The sequence below is a fragment of the Amycolatopsis rhabdoformis genome, assembly GCF_035918295.1.
In the GTDB taxonomy this organism is placed as follows: domain Bacteria; phylum Actinomycetota; class Actinomycetes; order Mycobacteriales; family Pseudonocardiaceae; genus Amycolatopsis; species Amycolatopsis rhabdoformis.
Window position 1 is genome coordinate 964,564 of the sequence record NZ_CP142149.1, and the last position, 24,140, is coordinate 988,703.

The 24,140-nt window shown below is 71.9% G+C and carries 23 protein-coding genes; 16 read left to right on the plus strand and 7 right to left on the minus strand.

The genetic code is table 11. The features are described from left to right. Positions 1–190: 190 nt before the first annotated feature. The 4 genes from VSH64_RS04465 (at position 191) to VSH64_RS04480 (ending at position 4,308) form a co-directional block, all read left to right on the plus strand. Positions 191–1,276 (plus strand): glycosyltransferase family 4 protein, encoded by a 1,086-nt coding sequence (locus tag VSH64_RS04465; protein WP_407655673.1) that lies wholly within the window; start codon positions 191–193, stop codon positions 1,274–1,276. Continuing rightward, a complete protein-coding gene (locus VSH64_RS04470) occupies positions 1,276–2,295 on the plus strand; it encodes a lysylphosphatidylglycerol synthase transmembrane domain-containing protein (RefSeq protein WP_326834170.1) in 1,020 nt (339 codons plus the stop codon). The genes VSH64_RS04465 and VSH64_RS04470 overlap by 1 nt, the downstream gene beginning before the upstream one ends. A gap of 307 nt (positions 2,296–2,602) precedes the next feature. Continuing rightward, positions 2,603–3,481, plus strand: a complete 879-nt coding sequence (locus VSH64_RS04475) for an NAD(P)-dependent oxidoreductase (RefSeq protein ID WP_326834171.1) — start codon at positions 2,603–2,605, stop codon at positions 3,479–3,481. After that, positions 3,481–4,308, plus strand: a complete 828-nt coding sequence (locus VSH64_RS04480; protein WP_326834172.1) for a hydroxypyruvate isomerase family protein — start codon at positions 3,481–3,483, stop codon at positions 4,306–4,308. Before VSH64_RS04475 ends, VSH64_RS04480 begins: the two co-directional genes overlap by 1 nt. Positions 4,309–4,403: 95 nt before the next feature. Here VSH64_RS04480 and VSH64_RS04485 read toward each other — a convergent pair whose 3' ends face one another. Next, complete coding sequence (locus tag VSH64_RS04485; RefSeq protein WP_326834173.1) at positions 4,404–5,045, minus strand: GntR family transcriptional regulator; 642 nt, start codon at positions 5,043–5,045, stop codon at positions 4,404–4,406. A 314-nt stretch (positions 5,046–5,359) separates the two neighbouring features. Here VSH64_RS04485 and VSH64_RS04490 point away from each other — a divergent pair, with 314 nt between their 5' ends. From VSH64_RS04490 to VSH64_RS04515, 6 genes are read left to right on the plus strand one after another with little or no spacing between them, the layout of a single operon-like run. Next, positions 5,360–6,313 carry a transporter substrate-binding domain-containing protein gene (locus tag VSH64_RS04490; protein WP_326834174.1) on the plus strand — a complete coding sequence of 318 codons (954 nt, stop codon included), beginning with the start codon at positions 5,360–5,362 and terminating at the stop codon, positions 6,311–6,313. Beyond that, entirely contained in the window at positions 6,310–7,242 is a 933-nt protein-coding gene (locus VSH64_RS04495) for an amino acid ABC transporter permease (RefSeq protein ID WP_326834175.1), read from the plus strand. The genes VSH64_RS04490 and VSH64_RS04495 overlap by 4 nt, the downstream gene beginning before the upstream one ends. Beyond that, entirely contained in the window at positions 7,226–8,035 is an 810-nt protein-coding gene (locus VSH64_RS04500; protein WP_326834176.1) for an amino acid ABC transporter ATP-binding protein, read from the plus strand. The genes VSH64_RS04495 and VSH64_RS04500 overlap by 17 nt, the downstream gene beginning before the upstream one ends. 40 nt (positions 8,036–8,075) lie before the next feature. Then, entirely contained in the window at positions 8,076–8,897 is an 822-nt protein-coding gene (locus VSH64_RS04505; protein ID WP_326834177.1) for an enoyl-CoA hydratase/isomerase family protein, read from the plus strand. Continuing rightward, a complete protein-coding gene (locus VSH64_RS04510; RefSeq protein ID WP_326834178.1) occupies positions 8,894–11,023 on the plus strand; it encodes an acetate--CoA ligase family protein in 2,130 nt (709 codons plus the stop codon). Before VSH64_RS04505 ends, VSH64_RS04510 begins: the two co-directional genes overlap by 4 nt. Next, the gene (locus tag VSH64_RS04515) at positions 11,020–12,210 is read left to right on the plus strand and encodes an amidohydrolase family protein (protein WP_326834179.1); all 1,191 of its coding nucleotides are present in this window, start codon (positions 11,020–11,022) and stop codon (positions 12,208–12,210) included. The genes VSH64_RS04510 and VSH64_RS04515 overlap by 4 nt, the downstream gene beginning before the upstream one ends. A 177-nt stretch (positions 12,211–12,387) precedes the next feature. On the opposite strand, the gene VSH64_RS04520 is transcribed toward VSH64_RS04515, so the two are convergent. Together VSH64_RS04520 and VSH64_RS04525 are read right to left on the minus strand one after the other, a co-directional pair. Beyond that, positions 12,388–12,867, minus strand: coding sequence for a hypothetical protein (locus VSH64_RS04520; protein WP_326834180.1), 480 nt, complete (start codon positions 12,865–12,867; stop codon positions 12,388–12,390). Continuing rightward, positions 12,855–13,289: a hypothetical protein gene (locus VSH64_RS04525; RefSeq protein WP_326834181.1), complete on the minus strand. Its 435-nt coding sequence runs from the start codon at positions 13,287–13,289 to the stop codon at positions 12,855–12,857. The genes VSH64_RS04520 and VSH64_RS04525 overlap by 13 nt, the downstream gene beginning before the upstream one ends. Positions 13,290–13,803: 514 nt before the next feature. On the opposite strand from VSH64_RS04525, the gene VSH64_RS04530 reads away from it, so the two are divergent. Beyond that, the gene (locus VSH64_RS04530) at positions 13,804–14,193 is read left to right on the plus strand and encodes a hypothetical protein (RefSeq protein WP_326834182.1); all 390 of its coding nucleotides are present in this window, start codon (positions 13,804–13,806) and stop codon (positions 14,191–14,193) included. A gap of 49 nt (positions 14,194–14,242) precedes the next feature. Here the strand turns inward: VSH64_RS04530 and VSH64_RS04535 are convergent, their stop codons facing one another. Further along, positions 14,243–14,647, minus strand: coding sequence for a VOC family protein (locus tag VSH64_RS04535; protein ID WP_326834183.1), 405 nt, complete (start codon positions 14,645–14,647; stop codon positions 14,243–14,245). 30 nt (positions 14,648–14,677) lie between these two features. Further along, positions 14,678–15,631: a helix-turn-helix transcriptional regulator gene (locus VSH64_RS04540; protein WP_326834184.1), complete on the minus strand. Its 954-nt coding sequence runs from the start codon at positions 15,629–15,631 to the stop codon at positions 14,678–14,680. Positions 15,632–15,803: 172 nt separating this feature from the next. On the opposite strand from VSH64_RS04540, the gene VSH64_RS04545 reads away from it, so the two are divergent. Next, complete coding sequence (locus VSH64_RS04545) at positions 15,804–16,283, plus strand: DinB family protein (protein ID WP_326837906.1); 480 nt, start codon at positions 15,804–15,806, stop codon at positions 16,281–16,283. A gap of 12 nt (positions 16,284–16,295) precedes the next feature. Here VSH64_RS04545 and VSH64_RS04550 read toward each other — a convergent pair whose 3' ends face one another. Both VSH64_RS04550 and VSH64_RS04555 read right to left on the minus strand, forming a co-directional pair. Beyond that, entirely contained in the window at positions 16,296–16,697 is a 402-nt protein-coding gene (locus VSH64_RS04550; RefSeq protein ID WP_326834185.1) for a hypothetical protein, read from the minus strand. A 60-nt stretch (positions 16,698–16,757) separates the two neighbouring features. Continuing rightward, the gene (locus VSH64_RS04555) at positions 16,758–17,255 is read right to left on the minus strand and encodes a MarR family winged helix-turn-helix transcriptional regulator (RefSeq protein WP_326834186.1); all 498 of its coding nucleotides are present in this window, start codon (positions 17,253–17,255) and stop codon (positions 16,758–16,760) included. 240 nt (positions 17,256–17,495) lie between these two features. Here VSH64_RS04555 and VSH64_RS04560 point away from each other — a divergent pair, with 240 nt between their 5' ends. From VSH64_RS04560 to metH, 4 genes are all read left to right on the plus strand, one after another. Beyond that, positions 17,496–19,004, plus strand: coding sequence for a carboxylesterase/lipase family protein (locus VSH64_RS04560; RefSeq protein WP_326834187.1), 1,509 nt, complete (start codon positions 17,496–17,498; stop codon positions 19,002–19,004). Between the two features lie 249 nt (positions 19,005–19,253). Further along, positions 19,254–19,712 carry a sigma factor-like helix-turn-helix DNA-binding protein gene (locus VSH64_RS04565; protein ID WP_326834188.1) on the plus strand — a complete coding sequence of 153 codons (459 nt, stop codon included), beginning with the start codon at positions 19,254–19,256 and terminating at the stop codon, positions 19,710–19,712. Beyond that, on the plus strand, positions 19,709–20,290 hold the full coding sequence (locus VSH64_RS04570) for a maleylpyruvate isomerase mycothiol-dependent enzyme family protein (RefSeq protein ID WP_326834189.1): 582 nt from the start codon (positions 19,709–19,711) through the stop codon (positions 20,288–20,290). The genes VSH64_RS04565 and VSH64_RS04570 overlap by 4 nt, the downstream gene beginning before the upstream one ends. A 161-nt stretch (positions 20,291–20,451) precedes the next feature. Then, positions 20,452–24,090 (plus strand): methionine synthase, encoded by a 3,639-nt coding sequence (gene metH, locus VSH64_RS04575; protein ID WP_326834190.1) that lies wholly within the window; start codon positions 20,452–20,454, stop codon positions 24,088–24,090. Positions 24,091–24,140 lie beyond the last annotated feature (50 nt).

The window sequence follows — 24,140 nt, forward strand, 5'->3', positions numbered from 1 at the left end:
TCGTTCGGGTTGATCGGGTCGTTCGGGTCGTTCGGGAGGAGGAAATTCCGGTCGCCGTTGAACCGGGGGCCCCGGTCTTGCGTGTTGCTGGGTGAGAGGTTGCCGGGGCGAACGGCGTGAAGGAGGCACCGTGCGGAGTCAGCGGTCGGACAGCAGGGTCGCGGGGATCGCTGACGTCTCGGGGGTCTCTGTGGTCGCGTTCGTGCTGCCGGGCAACGTGGACGACGTCACCGAGCCCAGCGGGGGCAACACCTACGACCGGCGCATGTGCGAGAGCCTGCCGGGCGCCGGCGTGCCGGTGCTGCAGGTGGCCGTGCCCGGGTCGTGGCCCGAGCCGGGTCCGACGGGGCGCGCGCGGCTGGCGCGGGCGCTCGCGGCGCTGCCCGACCACACCACCGTGCTGATCGACGGCCTGGTCGCGTGCGGCGTGCCCGACGTGGTGGTGCCGCACGCGCGGCGCCTGCGCCTGGGGGTGCTCGTGCACCTGCCGCTGGCCGACGAGACCGGCCTCGACCCCGTGCACGCCGCCGAGCTCGACGCGTGCGAACGCGAGACGCTGCGGGTGGTGCGCCAGGTCGTGGCGACGAGCCCCACCGCCGCGCGCACCCTGATCCGCCGCCACGGCCTCGGCCCGTCGACGGTCGCCGTGGTGGAACCCGGCGTGGACCTGGCGCCGCTGGCCTCGGGAACCGACGGCGTGTCGCGGCTGCTGTGCGTGGCCGCGGTGACGCCGCGCAAGGGCCAGGACGTGCTCGTCGAAGCACTGGCCCAGCTGCCGGACCTCGACTTGACGGTCGAGTTCGTGGGTTCGCTGACGCGGGCGCCGGAGTACGTGGACGAGCTGCGCTGGTCCGTGGAGCGGCTCGGCCTGGGCGAGCGCGTGACGTTCAGCGGCCCGAAGGCCGGCGCCGAACTCGACGCGGCGTACGACTGCGCGGACCTGGTGCTGCTGCCCTCGCACGCCGAGACCTACGGCATGGTCATCACCGAAGCTCTGGCGCGCGGCATTCCCGTGGTGGCCAGCGACGTCGGCGGGGTGCCGGACGCGCTCGGCCACTCCTCGGACGGTGCCGTGCCCGGCCTGCTCGTGCCGCCCGCCGACCCGGCCGCGCTCGCCTCGGCGCTGCGCCGCTGGACCGTCGACGGCGAGCTGCGCCGTGACCTGCGCACCGCGGCGATCGGCCGCGGCAGCGCACTGGAAGAGTGGGACGGCGCGGCGCGCCGGCTCACCGAAGTCGTTTCCCGCTGGCGTTCGATCCCGATCAAGGTGGCCTGATGCGTACGTTCTGGTCGTGGTTCCGAATCCTCGCCGGGTTCGCGATCATCGGGGTGCTGGCGTGGCGCCTCGGCACCGCCGCCTTTGTCGACGGCCTGCGCGTGATCGGCTTCGGGCCGGTACTCGCGGCGCTGGCGATCGGCCTGCTCACCACCGTGGTGAGCGCCGAGCGGTGGCGTGTGGTCGCCTCGCGCCTCGGCCTGCGGCTGCCGCTGCGACGCGCGGTGGCCGACTACTACCGCGCGCAGTTCCTCAACGGCGTCCTGCCGGCGGGCATCCTCGGCGACGTGCACCGCGCGGTCGAGCACGGGCGCCAATCCGGTTCGGTGGCGCGCGGCGTGCGGGCGGTGGTGCTGGAACGCACCGCCGGCCAGGTCGTGGTGGTCGCCGCGGGGCTCGCGGTGCTGATCTTCCGGCCGGCGGTGCTGCCGGCCTTCGCACACGACCTGCTCACCATCGCGGGCGCGGTGGTGCTCGTGGTGTCCGCCGCGGTGCTCACGGTCGCCTGCACCACCGGCGACCAGTGGCTCTACAGCGGCTCGAAATGGCGGCGCACCTTCGCGGAGTCCATGGCCGACGTCCGCGCCGGGCTCCTGGCGCTGCGCACCTGGCCGCGAGTCACGGCGCTGTCGCTGGTGGCACTGGCCGGGCACCTCACGCTGTTCGTGGTCGCCGCCCACGCCGCCGGCGCGACGGCTTCCCTGCCGACGCTGCTGCCGCTGCTGGTGCTGGCCCTGCTGGTGATGGGGCTACCGATCAACGTCGGCGGGTTCGGGCCGCGCGAGGGTGTGGCGGCGCTGGCGTTCGCTGCGGCCGGATTGGGCGCGCAGCAGGGCGTGACGGTGGCGGTGGTGTACGGGCTGCTGGGGCTGGTGTCGACGGCACCGGGCGGGGCGGTGCTGCTGGTGCAGTGGCTCGGCGCGCTGCGGCGGCCGGTGGTGGCGGTTGCTTCGGTTGGGCCGGTTGTTTCGGCTGAGGTGGTTGAGGCGGCTCGGGTTCCTGCGCACTCTGCTGCTTGAACAGCTGTTTCACCGACCAGCGAGTGCACCCGGAGCGTGTCGCGGTCGCGGAAGCTGTTGAGTAGTTCGCCACGCGGTGTTGCCGGATTCGTCAGATTTCCCGGCACCGGTGCACGTCTCGTCGAACAGAATCCAGTGTTGATCAACCCGAGCGCATACTTCCTGACGTTTGCGTGGTTACCCTCCGAGTAATCTTGCCAGACAAAATTCACCTGACAAAAGTACTTGACCGACGCGCCGGGCACGAGGAAAGGTGGCACCCGTCCAACCGGCGTCCGGTTCAGGGCGCCCTTCGGAGGGAGACAGAGTGCGGATCGCGGTCGTCGGCCTGGGAGTCATGGGTCTCCCGATGTCGCTCAACCTCGTCAAGGCGGGGTTTGACGTCGTGGGGTTCACGCGGACCGCGGACAGAGGTCGTCCGCTGGTCGAGGGGGGTGGTGTGCTCGCGGCGTCGCTCGGTGAGGCCGTTTCGGGTGCCGACGTGGTGGTCACGGTGCTGCCGGACAGTCCCGACGCGCAGGCCGTGTACGCCGAGGTGTTCCAGGCGGCCGCCGCCGGGACGGTGCTGGTCGACATGAGCACCATCCGTCCCGATGTGGCCCGGGAGCTGCATGAGCGGGCCGCGGAGGTGTCGATGCCGATGCTCGACGCGCCGGTGAGCGGGGGCGAGGCCGGGGCGAAGGAGGGCAAGCTGTCGATCATGGTCGGCGGCGCGGCGGACACGCTCGAGCGCGCGCGGCCGGTGCTGGAGGCGATGGGCACCACGATCGTGCTGGTCGGCGGTCCGGGCAGCGGCCAGACGGTGAAGGCGGCGAACCAGCTGCTGGTCGCTGGCACCCTGCAGCTGGTGTCCGAGGCGCTCGTGTTCCTCGAAACGCACGGGGTGGACCTCGCGCCGGCCGTCGACGTGCTCGGCGGCGGCCTCGCGGGCAGCACCGTGCTGGCGCGCAAGGGTGCGGCGATGCTGGCGGGCGAGTTCGCGCCGGGCTTCCGCGTGGACCTGCACCACAAGGACCTGGAGATCTACCGCGCGGCCGCGAAGGCCAACGGCGTGTTCTCGCCGGCCGGCGCGCTGGTGGGGGAGCTGATGGCGTCGCTGCGCGCGACCGGCTCCGGCGGGTTGGACCACTCCGCCCTGCTGGCCCAGGTGGCGGCGCTTTCGGGCCTCGAGAAGTGGAGCGCGTGATGGCCGAGAAGTTGCGGCTCGTCGCGAACGTCTCGCTGCTGTTCTCGGAAGTTCCCTACCTGCAACGGTTTTCGCGCGCCGCCGCGGCCGGGTTCACGGCCGTGGAGACGTGGTGGCCGTGGCCGGTCGCCGTGCCGTCGGCCGAGGAGGTCGACGCGTTCGTGGCCGCGATCTCCGCCGCGGGGGTCGAGCTCACCGGGCTCAACCTGTTCGCCGGCGACATGCCCGGCGGCGAACGCGGCATCGTCTCGAACCCGTTGCGGCGCGAGGAGTTCGCGGCGAACCTCGACCTCGTCGTGGCCATCGCCGAACGCACCGGCTGCCCGGCGTTCAACGCTCTCTACGGACAGCGTGCCGCCGAGGGCGATGCGGCCGAGGAAGACGCCGTGGCCCGCGACCAGCTCGCCACCGCCACGCAGCGCCTCGGCGCCGGCGGCGGCACCGTGCTGGTCGAACCGCTGGGCCGCGGCCTCAACGGCGCCTACCCCCTCACCACCGCCGCCGACGGCGCGCGCGTGGTCGAGCAGGCCCGCACCGACACCGGCGCGGATGCCATCGGCCTTCTCTTCGACACCTTCCACCTCACCACCAGTGGCGACGACCTTCTGACGGCCATCGACACCCACGCGGCCCTCATCGCCCACGTCCAGCTCGCCGACGCCCCCGGACGCGGCCAGCCGGGCACCGGCGACATCGACTTCGGGTCCGTGATCGACCGCCTGTGGGACCGCGGCTACCGCGGCGCCGTGGCGTGCGAATACAAGCCCACCGTCGTGACCGAGGAGTCGCTCGGCTGGGTCGCGGGAGTTCCCCGGCTGGGCTGGTGACGCCGAGCCGGGTCACGACGTCGGGCGGAGAGCCGGCCGACGCCGTGGCCCGGTTTTTCCGTGCCGTGGTGGGCTGAAACCCGGCCCGAGGAGGGTCAGACCGCGACCCCGGCACCCTTCGCCGCATCGGCCAGCAGCATGTCCCGGCACCCGTGCAGGTCCGCGCGCATCGCCTCTTCGGCGATGCCGGCGTCACCCGCGCGGATGGCGTCGATGATGGCCGCGTGGCGGGCCGTGAGGTCGACGAGGTCGGTGGAGGCGGTGCGGCGGACCTGGGCGATGCAGAGCTGCGCCTCGCCCATCACGGTGCCGTGCATGCGCTGCAGGCGCGGGCTGCCGGTGGCCGCGACGAGGGCGCGGTGGAACGCGACGTCGGCCTCGGTGTGGTCGGAGTGCAGGGACTGCTCGGCGGCCAGGCGCATCATGTTGAGCGCCTGCTGCGCGTCGGAGGGCACGTTCTTGGCTTCGGCGAGCGTGCGCACCGCCAGGGTTTCCACGGGTTCGCGGCTGAAGTAGATGTCGCGAATGTCCTCAGTGGACAGTTGCGGCACGATCGAGCTGCGCCGCGGGCCGCGGCGCAGCAGACCTTCGGCGACCAGCCGGTCGAGGCCGGCCTTGGCGGTGGGGCGCGCGACGTCGAAGCGGCTCGCGACCCACGCTTCCGTGAGCCGGAGACCGGGAGCGACCTCGCCGCGGATGATCTGCTGGCGAAGTGCGTCGCTGAGCGACTCGGTCAATGACGGTGATCCGAGTACCGACGACACCGCTGGCACCTCCTGTGGTCGAGCTCTTCGTGTGTCGCCGCCCCCTGCTGCACCGGCGCCGCAACCCCACGCCCCGGCCAGGGTCGGGCCGGGAAACGACAGCGCACCCCAGTGTAGGCGAGCGCGCACTGATCCACCCGGACGAGGTACGACAAGTCCGGCTCTGCAGAAATACTTGTCAGACAAAATTGGTCAGTCAAGTACTTGACGCATACCGAACCGGTGAGGCACTGTGAGCGCTGCTCGAACAGGCAGCTCAACAGCGCCGTTGGACTGAGGAGTCCCCCATGAAGAAGCTGGTGCTTTCGCTGGCCGCAGGCGTCGCCGTGGCGACCGCACTGAGCGGCTGCTCGAACACGGACACCCCCGTCGGCGCGCCGGCCGGGTCCGGCGCCGCGAGCCGGCCGGCCGCGGCGGCCGTCGCTCCGGCGGCGGTCGACCCGGCCGTGAAGGCGCTGGTCCCCGCGGACATCGCGGCGGCCGGCACGATCAACGGCGGGGCGAACTTCCAGGCCGCCCCCATGGCCATGTACGAAACCGGCACCAAAACGCCCACCGGCGCCGTGGTCAAGCTCGTGGAGCACGCCGCCGGGATGATGGGCCTGAAGGTGGCCTGGCAGCAGGTGCTCTACCCCGACCAGCTGCCCGCCATGCAGGCCGGCAAGATCGTGGTGAGCGGCTCGGCCAGTGCGGCCAACGCCGAGATCATCGCCAAGGCCAACGTGGTCGGCGCGTTCAAGAACCTGCAGGGCATCCTGGCCACGGCCGACAAAGCCTCGCAGTTCGAGACGCTCGACGCGGTGTGCGGCAAGAAGATCGGCCTCGGCAAGGCCGCGGCGGCCACCGTCGCGATCTTCAACGACATCGCCAAACACTGCACCGACGGTGGCAAGCCGGCCCCGCAGATGATCGGCCTGTCGGCGACCGCGGACATCGTGCTCGCCGTGCAGTCGGGCCGGGTCGACGGCGGCATGATCCCCACGCCGACCGTCGTCTACACCGCCCAGCAGTCGCAGGGCAAGCTGGTGGCCACCAAGGCCAACGACTCCATCGCCGCCGAGATCGACGAGGGCGACGAGGGCTTCACCATCGCCCAGAACCAGCCGAAGCTGGCCGCCGCCTTCCAGGCCGCCGTGAACGCGATGATCAAGGACGGCAGCTACGCCAAGATCCTCACCGGGTTCGGCCTGCCGCAGAACCAGCTCGTGCCCACCGCGACCCTGAACCAGGCGAGCAAATGACCACCGACACTCACGTCGGCCCGCGGTTCACACGCGCCGACCCCATTCCGAAGCAGCACGCCGTGCGCTCCCCGGTGGGCCGGATCGTCTCCTGGCTCGCGCTGGCGGTGGTGCTGCTGATCATTCTGAACACGCTGCTGCACAACGACAACATCCACCTGTCGGTGATCGGCCGGTACCTGTTCGACTGGCGCATCCTCGAGGGCGTGCTGGGCGCGATCGCGCTGGCGCTGGTGTCCTTCGTGGTCGCCTCGGTCATCGGCATCGTGGTGGGCTACATGCGGGTGAGCCGCAACCCGGTGGCGCGCACGGCGAGCTGGCTGTACGTGTGGTTCTTCCGCAGCGTGCCGCTGATCGTGTTCATCCTGATCTTCGGCAACTTCGCGCTCTTCCTGCCGAAGCTCGGCATCGGCCTGCCGTTCACCGACCTGAGTCTCTGGTCGGTGTCCACGAACTCGGTGCTCGTGCCGATGGTCGCCGGTGGCGTCGCGCTTTCGCTGGAACAGGGCGCGTACCTGGCGGAGATCGTGCGGGCGGGCACGCAGTCGGTGTCGGAGTCGCAGCGCGAGGCGGCCGCGGCCATGGGCCTGAGCCCGTGGCAGATCGAGACCAAGGTCGTGCTGCCCCAGGCGATCCCGGTGATGATCCCGCCCGCCGGGAGCACGTTCGTGATGCTGCTGAAGTCGACGTCGCTGGTCTACGCGATCGCCGGCACCGAGGTGCTGGGCGTCGCCGAGCAGATCGCGTCGCAGAACCTCGCGACGATGGAGATGCTGTTCGTCGCCTCGATCTGGTACCTCGTGCTCACGAGCCTCGCCAGCCTCGGCCAGCGCTCCCTCGAACGCCGGGCCACCGCCTACCGCCGGCGCGTCCGCACCCCGGAGGCGGTCATCGCCACGGAAGGAGACGCCGGTGCTCGCGGCGCATGACAACACCACAGGCGAGGTGCCCGTGAAGCAGACCCGCTCGGACCTGCTGGAGATCGTGGGCGTCGGCAAGAGCTACGGCGACGCGAAGATCCTCGACGGCGTCGACGTGACGCTCGGCGAGGGCCGGGTGGCGTGCCTGATCGGCCCGTCCGGCTCCGGCAAGAGCACGCTCCTGCGCTGCATCAACGGGCTGCTCACCCCCGACGAAGGCCACGTGCTGCTCGACGGCGAGATCGTCGGGCGCGTGGTGCGCGGCGGCAAGCTGCACGACATGCCGCGCAAGAAGCTGCTCGCCCAACGGCGGCGGTTCGGCGTGGTGTTCCAGCACTTCGAGCTGTTCCCGCACCTCACCGCGCTCGGCAACCTCACGCTCGCGCCGCTGCTGCACGGCGAGCTCGAACGCGAAGAGGCCGAGGACCGCGCGCTCGCCATCCTCGAGCGCGTGGGCCTGAAGCACCGTGCGCACGCCCACCCCGTGCAGCTGTCCGGCGGACAGCAGCAGCGCGTGGCGATCGCGCGGGCGCTGATGCAGCGGCCCGACGTGATGCTGTTCGACGAACCGACCTCGGCACTCGACCCGGAGCTCGTGGGCGAGGTGCTGCGCGTGATGCGCGAGCTCGCCGCCGAGGGCATGACGATGGTCGTGGTCACGCACGAGATGCGCTTCGCCCGGGAAGTGGGTGACCAGGTGGTGTTCCTGGCCGACGGCAAGGTCGTCGAAGCCGGGCCGCCCGCCGAGTTCTTCGACAACCCGAGCACCGACCGAGCCCGCGCGTTCCTGCGCCAGCTGTAGAACCGTTCCGCTGCACCGAAGACGAGGAGATCCACGACCGATGCCCGGCACCTACGACCCGTCGACCATGCCCAACGACCTGGAGTTCGTGAAGTACGAGAAGAAGAACCACATCGCGTACGTCACGATCAACCGGCCCGAGGTGCGCAACGCGTTGCACACCTACACCTACCGCGAGCTGCGCCGCGTGTGGCTCGACATGCAGCGCGACCCGGACGTGCGCGTCGGCATCCTCACCGGTGCGGGCAAGGCGTTCTGCGCCGGGCGCGACATCAAGTTCCTCGCCGAGTACCAGGCCCGCGGCGAGCAGACGCCGCACGAGGACCCGTCGAACCCCGCGTACTACTGGGGCGGCGGCGGCATGCCGTACGACGCGAACCTCGACAAGCCGCTCATCGCCGCGGTCAACGGGTTCGCCGTCGGCGTCGGGCTCACGCTGGTGATGCAGTGCCAGCTGCGGGTGATGGCGGACGACGCGTGGCTCGGCGACCAGCACACGAACGTCGGGCGCCTCGGCTCGCCGCAGGCGAAGTTCCTCGCGCTGCCGCGCGCGACCGCCGCGTTCCTGACGCTGTGCAACGGCCGGCTGACCGCCCAGGACTGCTACAGCCAGGGCATCGTGAACAAGGTCGCGCCGCAGAGCGAGATCCTGGCGAAGGCCGAAGAGCTCGCGGCCATGGTCGTGGCGGGTTCGCCGGCCGCCGTGCAGGCCGCCACGCGCGTGTACCGGATCTCCTCGCTCAACCCGGCGCTGGACGAGTACACCCGCCAGCTCGACCGCGACGTCGCCGCCACCGACGACTCGAAGGAAGGCAGCCGCGCGTTCGTCGAGCGCCGCGCCCCCGTCTGGCAGAACAAGTGACGCCGCTGCACCGCATCCTGGCTCCGCGTTCGGTCGCGATCGTCGGGGCGAGTGACCGGGAAGGCAACCGCGGCGGCACGGCGGCGGCGCTCATGCGGAGGTTCGGCTTCGCCGGCGACGTGTACCCGGTGCACCCCACCGCGGAGACCGTGGCCGGCTACCCGGCCGTGCGGTCGATCGCCGAGCTGCCGGCCGGCGTCGACGTGGCGATCATCGGTCTCGGGGCGGCGAACGTGGCCGGCGTCGTGCGCGAGCTGCACGCGGCGGGCGTGCCGGGTGCCATCGCGTGGGCCGGCGGGTTTTCCGAGAACGGCCCCGAAGGCGAACGGCTGCAGGCCGAGCTGGCGGCGGTGGTGCGGGAGACGGGCGTGCGCCTGATCGGGCCCAACTGCCTCGGCGTGGTGAACACGGCGATCGGCTTCACCGGCACGTTCGCGACCTGGTTGCGCGGCACCGACCGGCTGCTGACCAGCGGCATCGCCATGGTGAGCCAGAGCGGCGGCCTCGCGGCCAACGCGCACGCGTGGTCGCAGGAGTCCGGCATCGGGTTCCGGTACATGATCAGCACGGGCAACGAGGTCGACCTGGGTGTGGTCGACCTGCTCGAGACCGTGGTCGAGGACCCGGGCACCGAGATCGTGCTGGCCTACCTCGAAGGCGTGTGCGACGGCGCCCGGTTCGTGGCGATGCTGCGCCGGGCGTGTGAGCTCGGCAAGCCGGTGCTGGTGCTGAAGGTGGGCCACTCGGCCGCCAGCGCGGCGGCCATCGCCGCGCACACCGGCGCGCTCGCGGGCGAGACCCGCGTGTGGGACGCGCTGCTGGAAGCCGAAGGCGCCGTGCAGGTGCATTCGGTGGAGCAGCTGCTCGAAACGGCCGGGTACCTCCACGGCCGCGCCGGGTTGCCGCCGCTGCGCGGGCGCCGGGTCGTGATCATGGGTCACGGCGGCGGCGCGGGCGTGCTGGCGTCGGACCAGTGCGCGCTGGCCGGGCTGGAAGTGCCGGCGCTGTCCGCGGGAACGCGCGCCACGCTGGCGCCGACGATGCCGGAGATCGCGTCGACGAAGAACCCGGTGGACCTCACACCCGAGGCGTACGTGCAGGAGAAGTGGCGGCGTCAGCTGTCGTCCACTTTGGCCGCGGTGGCCGCGTCGGGGGAAGCCGATGTGCTCCTGACGCAGTTCAGCGTCGGCGAGATCGTGTACCCCGCGGAGATCGCCGACCCGGTGATCGACCTGCACCGCAAGGGTGAGCTGGCCGTCGCGGTGTACTCGCGCGGGGCCACGGCCGAAGCGGTCAAGCGCTACACCGACGCGGGCCTGCACGTGTTCGACGACCAGCGCGTAGCCGTGGAGACGTTGGGGCTGCTCACGCGTCCGGTCCGGACGGACGACGAGACGGCACGCGCGATCCTGGCGGCGGCGCCGGGGCTGGTGACGCCGGTCGTCGAGCCGGTGCTGCCGACGGTGTCGAGTGGCGACGTGGTGGCCGAGCACGAGGTGCACCGGCTGCTGGCGGAGGCCGGCTTCGACGTGCTGCGCGCCGAGACCGCCCACTCGGCCGTGGAAGCGGCGGAGCTGGCGGAAAAGCTCGGTTTCCCGGTGGTGCTGAAAGCGCTCTCCCCGCAGATCACGCACCGCGCGGCGGTCGGTCTGGTGCGCTTGGGCGTGGCCGATCGTGAAGCCGCTTCCCAAGCGTACGAAGAACTCGCGGCTCGGACCGAGGCACTCGGCGCGGACCTGCTCGGGGTGCTCGTGCAGCAGTCGGCCGTCGGGGGCACGGAACTGCTCGTATCGGGTTTCCGCGACCCGGTGTTCGGCCCGGTCGTGTCGTGTGGCGCCGGGGGAGTGGCGACGGAGCTGATCGACGACGTCAGTTTCGCGTCGGCGCCGCTGGACGAGGCGTCGGCGCTGGCGTTGCTGCGGCGGCTGCGGACCACGGGCAAGTCCAAGGGGCTCTCGCTCGAAGACGCGGGCGCGCAGGCCGTGGCGTTCCTCGTGCGGTTCTCGCGGTTCGTCGAGACGCTGCCGTGGCCGGGGTTCGTGCTGGAGCTGAACCCGGTGTCGGTCACGGCCGAGCGCGCGGTGGCGCTCGACGGGCTGCTGGTCGTGAGCGAGGTGGCCTCGTGACGGATCTGCTGCTGGCCGGCGGCGAGGTCGTCGACGCCGGCGCGGGCCTGTCCGGCCGGCTCGACGTGGCCGTGACCGGCTCGATCATCACGGCGATCGGGCCGGATCTCGACCGTCGTGGGGTCGGGCGGGTCGTGGACGTGCGCGGCCGCCTGGTCACGGCGGGGCTCGTGGACCTGCACACGCACGTGTTCGCGCCCGGCTCGGCGCTCAGCGTGGACCCGGACACCGCCGGCGTGCTCTCGGGCGTGACCACGGTGGTCGACGCGGGCAGCTCGGGAGCGGCGAACTTCGCGGAATTCAAGGCTTTGCTGCCAACTTGCCGCACCTCGGTGGTGCCTTTTGTCCACATCGGACGGCGTGGTCTCGCCGTGAAACCCGATGTGTCCACCGTGGACGATCTGGACGCGGACGGGGTCCGCCGCGTGCTCGCCGAGAACCCCGGCCTGGTGCGCGGCATCAAGGTGCGCATGGTGTCGCCGGCGTTGCAGGGGCCGGGGCTGGACATGCTGCGCACCGCGCGCACGGTGGCGCGGGAGGCGGGCGTGCCGCTGATGGTGCACGTCGGCGACATCGGCGGGCTGGCCGGTCCGCGCGTCGGGCCGGAGACCCTCGACCTGCTCGACGCCGGCGACATCGTCACGCACGTGTACACCGCCAACCCGGGCGGCGTGCTCGACGCCGACGGCGTGGTGCTGCCCGAAGCCGTGGCGGCCGCTGCGCGCGGCGTGCTCTTCGATTCGGCGCACGGCTGCAAGAACCTGTCCTTCGACGTCGCCCGCCGCGTGCTCGACCAGGGGATTCCGCTGCACGCGGTGAGCACGGACATGACGCTGACCGGCCACGGCGAGATCGTGTTCAGCCTCACCGAGGTGCTCAGCCGCTACCTCGCGCTGGGCTTCTCCGTGCCCGAGGTGATCACCCTGGCCACCTCCGGCCCCGCCGCTGCTGCGGGCATTTCCTCTCAGGCCGGCCGGCTGGAGGTCGGTCGCCCCGCCGACCTGTCCGTGCTCGACCTCGTGTCGGGCGACTGGTCGGTGTCCGACTCGGTGGGTGCGTCGCTGCGGTTGGACCGCGCGTTCGTTCCAGTGCTGACCGTGCGCGCGGGCACGGTGATCCCCCCGGGGGAGGCGCCGCACCCGTGGGGCTGGGCGCCGACGCCGGCGGAGGTCGCGAAGGTGTGCTGACGCGGGTCACCCGCGCCTCGGCACGCCTGGGCGCGGGTGGACTCGGGTCGGCCGCACGGTCGTGGACCCGGAAGGCGAAGCTCGGGTAGCGGTCCGCTCGCGCGGCCAGGACCGCGAGATCGCTCTCCGGGCGGGTCGGGGCGTGGAAGTTGTACAGGTCCCGTCGGTGCGTGCACCTTACCGACGTGGCCCGTCGGCCCGTTGAAGCGCGAGTTCGGACTCGGTCGGCATCGGGAAGGCGTAGAACCGCATCGCGAGCTCCCGGGTGCCCGGGGCCGGCGTGGCTCGGCGCAGGGAGTAGCGCTGCGCCAGCTCGTGGTACTCCTCGGCGAACCGGGCCAGTTCGTCCTCGGTCAGGTGCGCGACGGTGCGGGAGGCCTGCCCCCACGGACCGAATCCACCTTGGTGCGCCGCCCAGCCGAGGATGCGCAACTCGCGGTCGTTGCGGGCGTCCGCGAACGCCCGGGCCGCCGCCCGGTCCTCTTCCGGCAGCTGTTCGGGCCGCGGCAGGCGCACGTCCACCGGCAGTGGCCGCCACCGGCCGTTGCGGCCGCGGCGGGCGTACCCGGCCGCGGCCAACCGGCGCAGCACGGGTTCGGCCTCAGGTGGGGCCGGGGTGTCCGGGTGCTCGTTGAGCGCCCGGACTACCCGCTGCACCTCGGCGTCGGTGTGCAGGTCGAAGTCCTGCCGGGTGAGAGCTCGGGGGACGGGGCGCCGCTGGGCACGCGACGGGCCAGCAACGCCAGCCCGGCCGCGATCGGCAGCTCCAGCAGCGCGGCCATCGCCAGCGACGTCCACCGGTCCGGGCCGGCCCAGTCCAGCATCACGTCGAACCAGGCGTCGCAGCAGAGCAGGGTGGCGGTGGCGGCCAGCAGCGGAGCAGCGCCCCGCCGGCGCGACGCGGTCAGCCAGGCGGCGAAGGCGAAGCAGGCCGCCATCGCGATGTCGAACCCGACCCAGGCCGGCCGCCAAGCGCCGGTGTCGAACGACTCCGGCAGAGTCGCCGCCAGGTAGCCGGTCCACGGCAGCAGGAAGACCGCGGCACCGGTCAGGAACACCAGGACGAGTCTGCGGTTCACGCAGCGGAACGGTAACCAGTCCGACCGCCGCGGGCATCCGGGATCACCCCGGTTTTGCCGGCGCGCCAGAACGTTCTGCACCCGAAAGCGGATGGCGGCGGGGTGAGTCCCTTTACCTCAGCCTTTTCAAGCCGCGAAGGAAGAGCTTCAGCACCTGCCGGACGCGCAGACAGTCGACGCGGCAGAGGTCTAGGCAATGCTCGACTCGCTCGGCGCCGTCGCACGGCACCAGAACTCACGGAACCCGGACCGGATCATGCAGGTCTACCGGGACCTCGGCTCGCGAGTCGTCTACGACAACAAAAGGGCGGTCGTGGTGACCGCGTGTCCGGGCACCTCCCGGAACGAAGTTCGAACACGCGCCGGGGACGGCTGGGCGAATTCGCCCAAGTCACCTGTATGCCAACAAAAGTCACCGCGCCTCGGTACGCCCGGGCGCGGGTGGACTCGGCCGCACGGCCGTGGACAAGGATGGGCCCACCATCCGCCGCCCGGCCGCGAAGGACCCTCCACCGTGGACTACCGCAAGTTGTTCGCCGACCTCCACCAGCGCCCGGGGCTGTACGGCCTGGACGGCAGTTACCACGACTACTGCACGTTCCTGTCGGGCGTCGACGCCGGCAACGACGGCGGGTTGCTCACCGGGTTCCGGGAAGCGCTGGTGCCGCGGGTCGGCGCCGGCGACAACCTGACCTGGCGCTCCCTGGTGCTGCACCTCGCTTTTCCGGGCCGTACTTCGGGTTGGCGCGAAGAAGCCGCCGGCGAGGGTCGGCAGGCGGCGGTGGACCTGCTCTTCTCGCTGCTGGCCGATTTCCTCGACAGGCGCGACACGCACGGCGGAACCGCGGCGATCTTCGACGGTTACCTGACCTGGCTGAAAGCCCAGTCCTGGCACCGCCCGTGACCGCACGGCGCACGTGGCTCGGACCGACCTGATCCGCGCGCCGACCGGCTCAGCTCGCGTCGAGCCGGGCCTCCGCGCGGGTCGGCTGGAACAGTTCCACCGGATTCCCCGACGGATCATCCGCGATCACCTGCCGGCCGCCGACACCCTCGACCACCGGGCCGCGCATCGGCACGCCCGCCGCGCGCAGCCGGGTGACCACGGTGTCGAGGTCGTCGACCTGCAGAGCGAAGCGGTTCCAGCCGCCGGGTTCGGGGACGCGGCCGTCGGGCTGGGCCTGGCCGCCGCCGGGGCCGCCGCCCGGGGCGCTGAGGACCAGGCGCAGGTCGCCGTGGGCGAGCATGGCGAAGGCGGGCGCCGGGTGCATCACCTCGGTGAAGCCGAGGTGGTCACGGTAGAACGTGATCGCGGCGTCGACGTCGTGGACGATGTAGCGCACGCTGACTGTGGCCATGGCCGCCTCCCGAGGGGTGCCCCACCCTACCTACGCGCGGCCGAATCGCGCGCCCCATTCGTGCACGTGGTCGCGCAGCTCCGGGGGTGACACGACCTCGAAGTCGGCGCCCGCTACGCCGAGGGCCATGGTCGGCCAGTCCAGGGAATCGGCCGTCATCAGCACGCGGCAGCGGTCCGCGGAGAGCTCCTCGACGGTGCTCCACTGGCCGATGCGGGACCGCACCGAAGCGGCCGGCGCGTGGACCACCGCCTCGACCCGGTACGGCCGCGCCGCGTTCTCCAGGCCGGCGCGCACGAACTCGGCGGCGTCGGCGGCGGGCAGGTCGCGCGGGCGGAACCGGGCGCCGGTGCCTTGTGGCGCGCTCATGCGGTCGACGCGGAAACTGCGCCAGTCGTGGCGGGTGAGGTCGTAGGCCACTAGGTACCAGCGGCGCCCGACCGGCACGAGCCGCAGCGGTTCCACGTGGCGCTCGGTTTCCTGGCCGCCGGCGGCGGTGTAGGCGAAGCGCACGCGTTCGCTGTCGCGGCAGGCGAGCGCCACCGCGGTGAGCGCGCCCGGGTCGACGCTCGGGCCGGGCGCGCCGGTCCAGCCCATCGGCACGGTCATCGCGCGCAACGCGTCGACGCGGCGCCGCAGCCGGGCCGGCATCACCTGCACCACCTTCGCGAGCACGCGCAGCGACGACTCGGCGATGCCCTCGACCGAGCCCTGCGCGGCCGCCTGCAGGCCGACCGCCAGGGCCACGGCCTCCTCGTCGTCGACCACCAGCGGCGGCAGCGTCGCGCCCGGCGCGAGCTGGTAGCCGCCGTCGACGCCGCGCTGCGCTTCGACCGGATACCCCAGCTCACGCAGCCGGTCGACGTCGCGGCGCAGCGTGCGCGGCGACACCTCCAGCCGCGCGGCCAGCTCGGAGCCGGGCCAGTAGCGGTGGGTCTGCAGCAGGGAGAGCAACCGCAGCGTCCGCGAGCTCGTGTTGGCCATGAACCGAGATTCTCCCGGATTGCGGCCAGAAAGTGGCCGGAATACGGATTACCTTGGATTTCGAAGCCACCAAAGGTGTCAAATGCACCAAAGGCCCCAACGAGAGGATCCCGCCGTGAACGAGACCCTGGCGACCGACGTGACCACGGGCGAGCGCGCCGACCTGCTGGAGATGCTCGCGAAGCACCGGCACTTCCTGCGGTTCACCACGCGTGGCCTCACCGACGAGCAGGCCGGGCAGCGCACCACCGTCAGCGAGCTGTGCCTCGGCGGCCTGATCAAGCACGTGTCGTCCGTGGAACGCGGCTGGGCCGAGTTCATCGTGACGGGCCCCGCGGCCATGCCGGACTTCTCGGAGATGACCGAGGCCGACTTCGCCGAGCGGGCCGACGATTTCCGCCTGCTGCCCCACGAGACGCTCGAAGGCGTGCTCGCCGCCTACGCCGAGGTCGCGGCCAAGACCGACGAGCTCGTGGCGACGCTGCCCGACCTCGGTGCGACCCAGCCGCTGCCCCGCGCGCCGTGGTTCCCGGAGAACGCGAGCTGGTCGGCGCGGCGTGTGTTCATGCACATCATCGCCGAGACCGCGCAGCACTCCGGCCACGCCGACATCATCCGCGAAGCGCTCGACGGCGCGAAGAGCATGGGCTGAGAGACAGGGGGCTCAGCCGACGCGCCGGTAGTGCATCTCGAAGTCGTGTTGCCAGTCCTGGCCCGGCTGAGCCAGCTCCCACGCGCCGTCGATCCGGTCGCCGTCGGCGCTGAAGGTGGCGGTGAAGCGCTGCCGGAAGTTCAGCGGTGAAAAGTCGGCGGCTTCGCGCAGCAGCGTCCACACGCCGTCGCGGAAGGTCATCGCGTAGAGCCGGCTCACGCCGCGGGCGTCGTGGTAGTGCTGGGTGAACGTGCCGTCCTCGTGGGGCGCGACGATCGAAAAGCTGTCGGGCGCCTCACGCAGCGGCACTTCGGTGCGCTGCGTGAGGTAGTTGCCGTCGAGGATCTTCGCGAAGACGGACCGGGCGACCGGTGCCGGCCCCTCGGCCCGGGGAACACGACGGTGACCACCCATTCGCCGACGAACGGGTCCAGGTCCTCGATGGTCACGCGCATCTCCTTCCTGAAGAGCTGGTCAGCCCGTGCGGTCGCCGAAGGATTCCAGCAGCGTGCGCAGGGCGTCGGCCAGCGCCGCCTGCTCGGCCGGGTCGAGGGCGTCGAGCACACGGCGCTCGGTGTCGACGTGGTCGGGCAGGGCCCGGTCGATCAGGGCCCGGCCTTCGCCGGTGAGCGACACGAGCACGCCGCGCCCGTCGGTCTCGCTGCGGCTGCGGGCGAGCAGGCCGCGTTCTTCGAGCCGGTCGAGCCGCTGCGTCACGGCACCCGAGGTGACCATGGCCGTGCGCATGAGCTCGGTCGGCGTGAGCCGGTGGGGCGGGTCGCTGCGGCGCAGGCACGCGAGCACGTCGAACGACGCGGCGTCGAGACCGTGCTTGGCGAACGTGCGGGCCAGTTCGGTGTCGATCAGGCGGGACACGCGCTTGAGCCGCCCGATCACGGCCATCGGCGACACGTCGAGGTCCGGGCGTTGCGCAGCCCACTGCGCGAGCACGGAATCCACGTGGTCGGCCATGGCATCAGCCTAATAGGTGACTTAGCCGTGAGGGACGTGAGCGATCCGTCGAACTCGCTCAGCGGTGAGGTACCCCGATTCACCGGCTCGGGTCCGGGGCGGTGAAAAGATCTTGGTGCCGGTATCGTCCGCGCCGTGGCGGAGGCGGGGTTCGGGATTCGGTGGCGCCCAGTGATCCGGTCGGGCGCAGTGACGAGGCGCGCCGTGTCCAGATCGGGCGCCGCGTCCAGGTTGGGCACAGTGACCAGGTGGCGGGCCGTGGTGGTCCTGCTCGCGCTCGCACTGACGGCTTCGGCGTGCGCCGCTTCGGACGCGGCGATCGGCCGCGTCGGCGCGGTCGTGCGCACGGCTTCGGGCCCGGTCCGCGGCACCGTGACGCCGGATCACCGGTTGTTCCAAGGGATTCCGTACGCGGCGCCGCCGGTCGGCGAGCGCCGTTGGCAGCCGCCGGCACCGCCCGCGGCCTGGACGGCCGAGCGCGACGCCACGGCGCCGGCCCCGCGGTGCCCGCAGGATTCCGCGCCGGGCACGAGCGAGGACTGCCTGTACCTCAACGTGTGGACGCCGCCGGTGTCGACCGAGAAACGGCCCGTGCTCGTGTGGATCCACGGCGGCGCCTTCCTCGACGGCGCCGGCGACCGCTACGACGCCTCACGCCTCGCCGTGCGCGGCGACACGGTCGTCGTCACGATCAACTACCGCCTGGGCGCACTGGGTTTCCTGGCCGATCCGGCGCTGGGCGCGCAGCCCGGCAACTACGGTTTCCTCGACCAGCAGCAGGCCCTGCGCTGGGTGCGCGACGACATCGCGGCCTTCGGCGGTGACCCGGCGGCGGTGACCGTGGCCGGCGAGTCCGCCGGCGGCATGTCGGTGTGCGACCACCTCGTGGCCCCGGGCTCGCGCGGGCTCTTCCGCGCGGCGATCGTGCAGAGCGCCCCGTGCCAGGAACAGGCCTCGCTCGCGGCCGCGGAAAAGTCCAGTGTGGACTATTCGACGGCCCACGGCTGTCCCGACCGCGCCACCGCCGCCGCCTGCCTGCGCGCTCTCCCGGTGGCGAAGCTGCAGCCCGGCCCGATGTACCGGTCACTCGCCGGCATCGGGCTGCCCGGCCCGGCCACCGGCGGCACGGTCCTGCCGAGCGACCCGGTCACCGGCATCCGGCACGGCTCCGCGGCCCCCGTGCCGGTGCTGATGGGCACGACCCACGACGAGTTCACCTACTTCCTCGCCCAGCAGATCACCGCGGGCGCCAAGCCCGTCACGCCGGACACGTTCACCGCCGCCCTGGCCCGCTACTTCCCCGACGCGCCCGCCATCGCCGCCGAATACCCGCCGTCCGCCTTCGGCGGCAACGCTTCGCGCGCCTACGCCGCGGCCGTCACGGACTCCGCCTTCGCCTGCGTCGCCGACACCCTCGCGCGCTCGCTGCCTTCCGTGTGGCGCTACGACTTCACCGACGCGACCTCGCCCGCGCTGGCCGGCGTGCAGGCCCCGTTCCCGCTCGGCGCCGCCCACAGCTTCGAACTGCCGTACCTGTTCGACCTCGACGGCCACCCGGCCGCCTTCACCGCCGCGCAGCAGTCCCTGGCCGACCAGATGGTCGACGCGTGGGCCGCGTTCGTCCACGGCGCCCCGCCGCCGTCGTGGCCCGCCGGCTCGGTGGTCTCCCTCGCCGCCGACGGCGTGCACCCGGACCCGGGGTTCGCCGTGGATCACCACTGCACGTTCTGGCGCCGGAACTCCCCGTGACGCTCTGACGCATTTGCTCTGCACCGCGCGGGTGTTTTCCCGGCTGGTTGTCCGTTCGGGCGAGGGTTGGCGGCTACTGTCAGTTCGCACCGGGGAGCGCCGGGGCTCGCAGGGGAGACGCAGGGGGTTCACCGGGGACATGCGGAGGGGCGCAGGGGACAGGCAGGGAGGCGCGGGCGAGCACACGGCGATGCCGGGTGCTGGCCGGCCGTGTCCGGCCGAGGGGACCGAAAGCGGGAACCGGCGGTGATGGAGGCCGCCCGGGGAGATCCCGAGGCGATCGCGCGGTTCCTCACGGCCGCGCGGCCGTTGATCCTGCGCTACTGCCGGGCGCGGATCGGGCGGAAGGCCGGCGGGTTCGCGCAGGCCGACGAGGTGGCGCAGGAAGTGTGCCTCGCGCTGCTCACGGCGTTGCCCGGCCACGGCCCGGGGGACCGCTCGTTCCTCCCCGGCGTGTACCGCCTCGCGCAGCAGAAGATCCGCGCCGCAGGTCCACCGGGCGAGCCGCCGGACGCGCGCCTGGGCGCCCTCCTGCGCGTGCTGCCCGAGCGGCAGCGGGAGATCCTCACGCTGCGGATGATCGTCGGCCTGTCCGCCGAGCAATCGGCCCTCGTGCTGGGGCTCACGCCGTCCGCCGTACGCGTGCAGCAGCACCGGGCGCTGGCCCGGCTGCGCGGGGGTCTCGGCTCCGGCAGCACGGCTCCATGACCGTCACCGCCGAAGATCTCGGCTTCGCGCTCGCGTGCGTCGACGCCACGATCGGCCCGCGCACCGGCGCGGACTGGACCCGCCCCGCCGGTGACCTCGACTGGGACTGCCGCCAGACCGCCGAACACGTCGGCGACGTCCTGCTGTCGTATGCGGCCCAGCTCGTGAGCCGGCCGAAGGACCACTACGTGCGCTTCCTCGCGAAGGCCGACGAAGGCGCCACCCCGGAAGAACTCCTGGAGTTCGCCCTCACCGGGGTGCGCCTGCTCCAGGCCGCGGTCAGCGTCAGCACGCCCGACGTCCGCGCCTACCACCCCACGGGTTTCGCCGACCCGGAAGGCTTCGCCGCGATGGGCTGCGCGGAGCTGCTGCTGCACGGCGACGACCTCGCGCGCGGCCTCGGCACCGAGCTCGATCCGCCGCGGGAAGTGTGCGCGCGGGTGGTCGCGCGGCTCTTCCCGGACGAGGCTGAAGCGTCCGATCCGTGGGACGGCCTGCGGTGGTGCACGGGCCGCCTCGAGCTGCCGGGCAGGTCGCGGCGGGCGGAGTGGAAGTGGCGGGGTGCGCCGCTCGTCTGAGGGCCGTCCCGAGGAGTGAACGGTGGCTGCCTGTAACAGAGGCATCCGGTAGGCTCGACTACCAAGGTCGAGAGGCGCTGCAACGGACCACGTGAGTCCGCCACGCTCGGCCGGCTCCGCTGTGATCCGAAGGGCGCCTCCGTGACTACAACGGAGGTGGCATGACCCAGCAGCGTGGGACTCAGCAGCGTGGGAGTCAGAGCGTGCGGGACCTGCGGGACCTGCTCGACCAGCGCATCGCCGTGCTCGACGGCGCGTGGGGCACGATGCTGCAGGGCGCCGGTCTCACCCCCGAGGACTACCGCGACGAGTGGCTCGAGGGACACCCGAAGGACGTCACCGGCGACCCCGACCTGCTGAACCTCACCAAACCCGACGTGATCCTCGACGTGCACCGCCAGTACCTGGCCGCGGGCGCGGACATCACGACCACCAACACCTTCACCGCCACGAGCATCGGCCAGGCCGATTACGGCCTGCAGGACCACGTGCGCGAGATGAACCTGCGCGCCGCCGCCCTCGCGCGCCAGGCCGCCGACGAGTTCGGCGGCCGGTTCGTGGCCGGCTCGATCGGCCCGCTCAACGTCACGCTCTCGCTCTCCCCGCGCGTGGAGGACCCGGCGTTCCGCGCGGTGACCTACGAGGAGGTCAAGGCCTCCTACGCCGAGCAGATCCAGGCGCTGGCCGACGGCGGCGTCGATCTGCTGCTGATCGAGACGATCTTCGACACGCTCAACGCCAAGGCCGCCATCACGGCCGCGCGCGAGGTCGCGCCGCACCTGCCGCTGTGGATCTCGGTCACGATCGTGGACCTGTCGGGTCGCACGCTCTCAGGCCAGACCGTCGAGGCGTTCTGGAGCTCGATCGCGCACGCCGAGCCGCTCGTGGTGGGCGTGAACTGCTCGCTCGGTGCCGAGGAGATGCGGCCCCACGTGGAGGAGCTGGCGAAGATCGCCGGCACCTACACCGCGTGCCACCCCAACGCCGGCCTGCCCAACGCGTTCGGCGGCTACGACCAGACGCCCGACGAGACCGGCGGCATGCTCGGCGAGTTCGCGGGCGAGGGCATGGTCAACATCGTCGGCGGCTGCTGCGGCACCACGCCCGCGCACATCGCGAAGATCGCCGAAGCCGTGCAGGGTCTCGCGCCGCGCACGGTGCCCGAGCCGCCGCACCGCTCGCGCTTCAGCGGGCTCGAGCCGTTCACGATCGGCGAGGACACCGGGTTCGTGATGATCGGCGAGCGCACCAACGTCACCGGCTCGGCCAAGTTCCGCCGCCTCATCGAGGGCGACAACCACCAGGCCGCCGTCGATGTCGCGCTGGAGCAGGTGCGCGGCGGTGCCAACCTGCTCGACGTGAACATGGACGCCGACCTGCTCGACTCCGAGCAGGCGATGACCACGTTCCTCAACCTCATCGCCACCGAGCCCGAGGTCGCCCGCATCCCGGTGATGGTCGACAGCTCGCGCTGGAGCGTGCTCGAAGCCGGCCTGCGCTGCGTGCAGGGCAAGGGCGTGGTCAACTCGATCAGCCTCAAGGAAGGCGAGGGCCCGTTCCTGCAGCAGGCCCGCCGCATCCGCGACTACGGCGCCGGCGTGGTGGTGATGGCCTTCGACGAGAAGGGCCAGGCCGACACCGCGCAGCGCAAGGTCGAGATCTGCGCCCGCGCCTACGACCTGCTCACGCGCGAAGCCGGGTTCGCCGGCGAGGACATCATCTTCGACCCCAACGTGCTGGCCGTGGCCACCGGCATCAGCGAGCACAACGGCTACGCCAAGGCGTTCATCGAAGCGCTGCCGCTCATCAAGGAGCGCTGCCCCGGCGCGCACACCTCCGGCGGCATCTCGAACCTGTCGTTCTCCTTCCGCGGCAACGACGTGGTGCGCGAGGCGATGCACTCGGCGTTCCTGTTCCACGCCGTGCGCGCGGGCCTCGACATGGGCATCGTCAACGCGGGCCAGCTCGCGGTGTACGAAGACATCCCGAAGGACCTGCTGGAGCTCGTCGAGGACGTGCTCTTCGACCGCCGCGAGGACGCCACCGACCGGCTCGTGGAGTTCGCCGACACGGTGAAGGGCAGCGGCACCAAGCGCACGGTGGACCTGTCGTGGCGCGAAGGGCCGGTCACCGAACGCCTTTCGCACGCGCTGGTGCACGGCATCGTCGACTTCATCGAGGCCGACACCGAGGAGGCGCGCGGGCAGTTCGAGCGGCCGCTGCAGGTGATCGAGGGCCCGCTGATGGACGGCATGAAGATCGTCGGCGACCTGTTCGGCTCCGGCAAGATGTTCCTGCCGCAGGTGGTGAAGAGCGCGCGCGTGATGAAGCGCTCGGTGGCCTACCTCGAGCCGTTCATGGAGGCGGAGAAGGAGAAGATGCGCCTCGAAGGCCGCATCGACACCTCCCGCGGGCAGGGCAAGGTCGTGCTCGCCACGGTGAAGGGCGACGTGCACGACATCGGCAAGAACATCGTCGGGGTGGTGCTGGGCTGCAACAACTACGAGGTGATCGACCTCGGGGTGATGGTGCCCGCGGCGCAGATCCTCGACACGGCGGTGGCCGAGAGTGCCGACGTGGTCGGGTTGTCCGGCCTCATCACGCCTTCGCTCGACGAAATGGTGAGCGTGGCCACGGAAATGCAGCGGCGCGGCCTCAAGCTGCCGCTGCTGATCGGCGGCGCCACCACCTCGAAGCAGCACACGGCGGTGAAGATCGCCCCGGTCTACGACCACTCGACGCTGCACGTGCTCGACGCGTCGCGCGTGGTCGGCGTGGTGTCCGACCTGCTCGACACCGACCGGTCCGACGTGCTCGACGCCGCCAACCGCGTGGAGCAGCAGCGCCTGCGCGAGCAGCACGAAAACCGCCACGCCACGCCGTTGCTCACCGTGGAGCAGGCCCGCGCCAACCGCGAGCAGGTGTCGTTCGACGAGGTGCCGGTGCCGGAGTTCACCGGGGTGCGCGTGGTCGAGCCGTCGATCGCCGAGCTGCGCGAGATGGTCGACTGGCAGTTCCTGTTCCTGGCCTGGGAGCTCAAGGGCAAGTACCCGGCGATCCTCGACCAGCCCGTGGCGCGGGAGCTCTTCGACGACGCGAACACGCTGCTCGACGAGATCATCGCCGACGGATCCTTCACCGCGCGCGGCTCGTACGGTTACTGGCCCGCGCACGCCGAAGGCGACGACATCGTGCTGGACGGCGAGTACGCCGGCCAGGGTTTCCCGATGCTGCGCCAGCAGACGAAGAAGCCCGAGGGCCGCGCCAACCGCTGTCTCGCGGACTACGTCGCCCCGGAAGGCGACCACCTCGGCGGCTTCGCGGTGGCCATCCACGGCGCCGAGGCGCTGGCGCACCGCTACGAAGCCGAGCACGACGACTACCGCGCCATCATGGTGAAGGCGCTGGCCGACCGGCTGGCCGAGGCGTTCGCGGAGTACATCCACCTGGAGGCGCGCCGCCGGTGGTTCGAGCCCGACGCGCAGCCGAAGCTCGAGGACCTGCACGCCGAGCGCTTCCGCGGCATCCGCCCGGCGCTGGGTTACCCCGCGAGCCCCGACCACAGCGAGAAGAAGGACCTCTTCGACCTGCTCGGCGCCCGCGAGCTCGGCATCGGGCTCACCGAGTCCTACGCGATGACCCCGGCCGCCGCGGTGAGCGGCCTGATCTTCGCGCACCCGGAGTCGCGCTACTTCACCGTCGGGCGACTCGGCCGCGACCAGGTCGAGGACTACGCCCGCCGACGGGGTCTCGAGCTGGACGAGGTCGAGCGCTGGCTGCGGCCGAACCTGGCCTACTGATCCGCCTCGTGATCCGCTGACCGATCCCGGCGCACGGCCGGCGTGGGCCA

Coding starts and splice junctions, on each gene's coding strand:
- VSH64_RS04470 (WP_326834170.1), top strand. CDS start 1,276: ATGCGTACGTTCTGGTCGTGGTTCCGAATCCTCGCCGGGTTCGCGATC.
- VSH64_RS04570 (WP_326834189.1), top strand. CDS start 19,709: ATGACCGTCACCGCCGAAGATCTCGGCTTCGCGCTCGCGTGCGTCGAC.
- VSH64_RS04490 (WP_326834174.1), top strand. CDS start 5,360: ATGAAGAAGCTGGTGCTTTCGCTGGCCGCAGGCGTCGCCGTGGCGACC.
- VSH64_RS04555 (WP_326834186.1), bottom strand. CDS start 17,255: ATGGCCGACCACGTGGATTCCGTGCTCGCGCAGTGGGCTGCGCAACGC.
- VSH64_RS04565 (WP_326834188.1), top strand. CDS start 19,254: ATGGAGGCCGCCCGGGGAGATCCCGAGGCGATCGCGCGGTTCCTCACG.
- metH (WP_326834190.1), top strand. CDS start 20,452: ATGACCCAGCAGCGTGGGACTCAGCAGCGTGGGAGTCAGAGCGTGCGG.
- VSH64_RS04505 (WP_326834177.1), top strand. CDS start 8,076: ATGCCCGGCACCTACGACCCGTCGACCATGCCCAACGACCTGGAGTTC.
- VSH64_RS04540 (WP_326834184.1), bottom strand. CDS start 15,631: ATGGCCAACACGAGCTCGCGGACGCTGCGGTTGCTCTCCCTGCTGCAG.
- VSH64_RS04495 (WP_326834175.1), top strand. CDS start 6,310: ATGACCACCGACACTCACGTCGGCCCGCGGTTCACACGCGCCGACCCC.
- VSH64_RS04535 (WP_326834183.1), bottom strand. CDS start 14,647: ATGGCCACAGTCAGCGTGCGCTACATCGTCCACGACGTCGACGCCGCG.
- VSH64_RS04550 (WP_326834185.1), bottom strand. CDS start 16,697: ATGGGTGGTCACCGTCGTGTTCCCCGGGCCGAGGGGCCGGCACCGGTC.
- VSH64_RS04545 (WP_326837906.1), top strand. CDS start 15,804: ATGCTCGCGAAGCACCGGCACTTCCTGCGGTTCACCACGCGTGGCCTC.
- VSH64_RS04480 (WP_326834172.1), top strand. CDS start 3,481: ATGGCCGAGAAGTTGCGGCTCGTCGCGAACGTCTCGCTGCTGTTCTCG.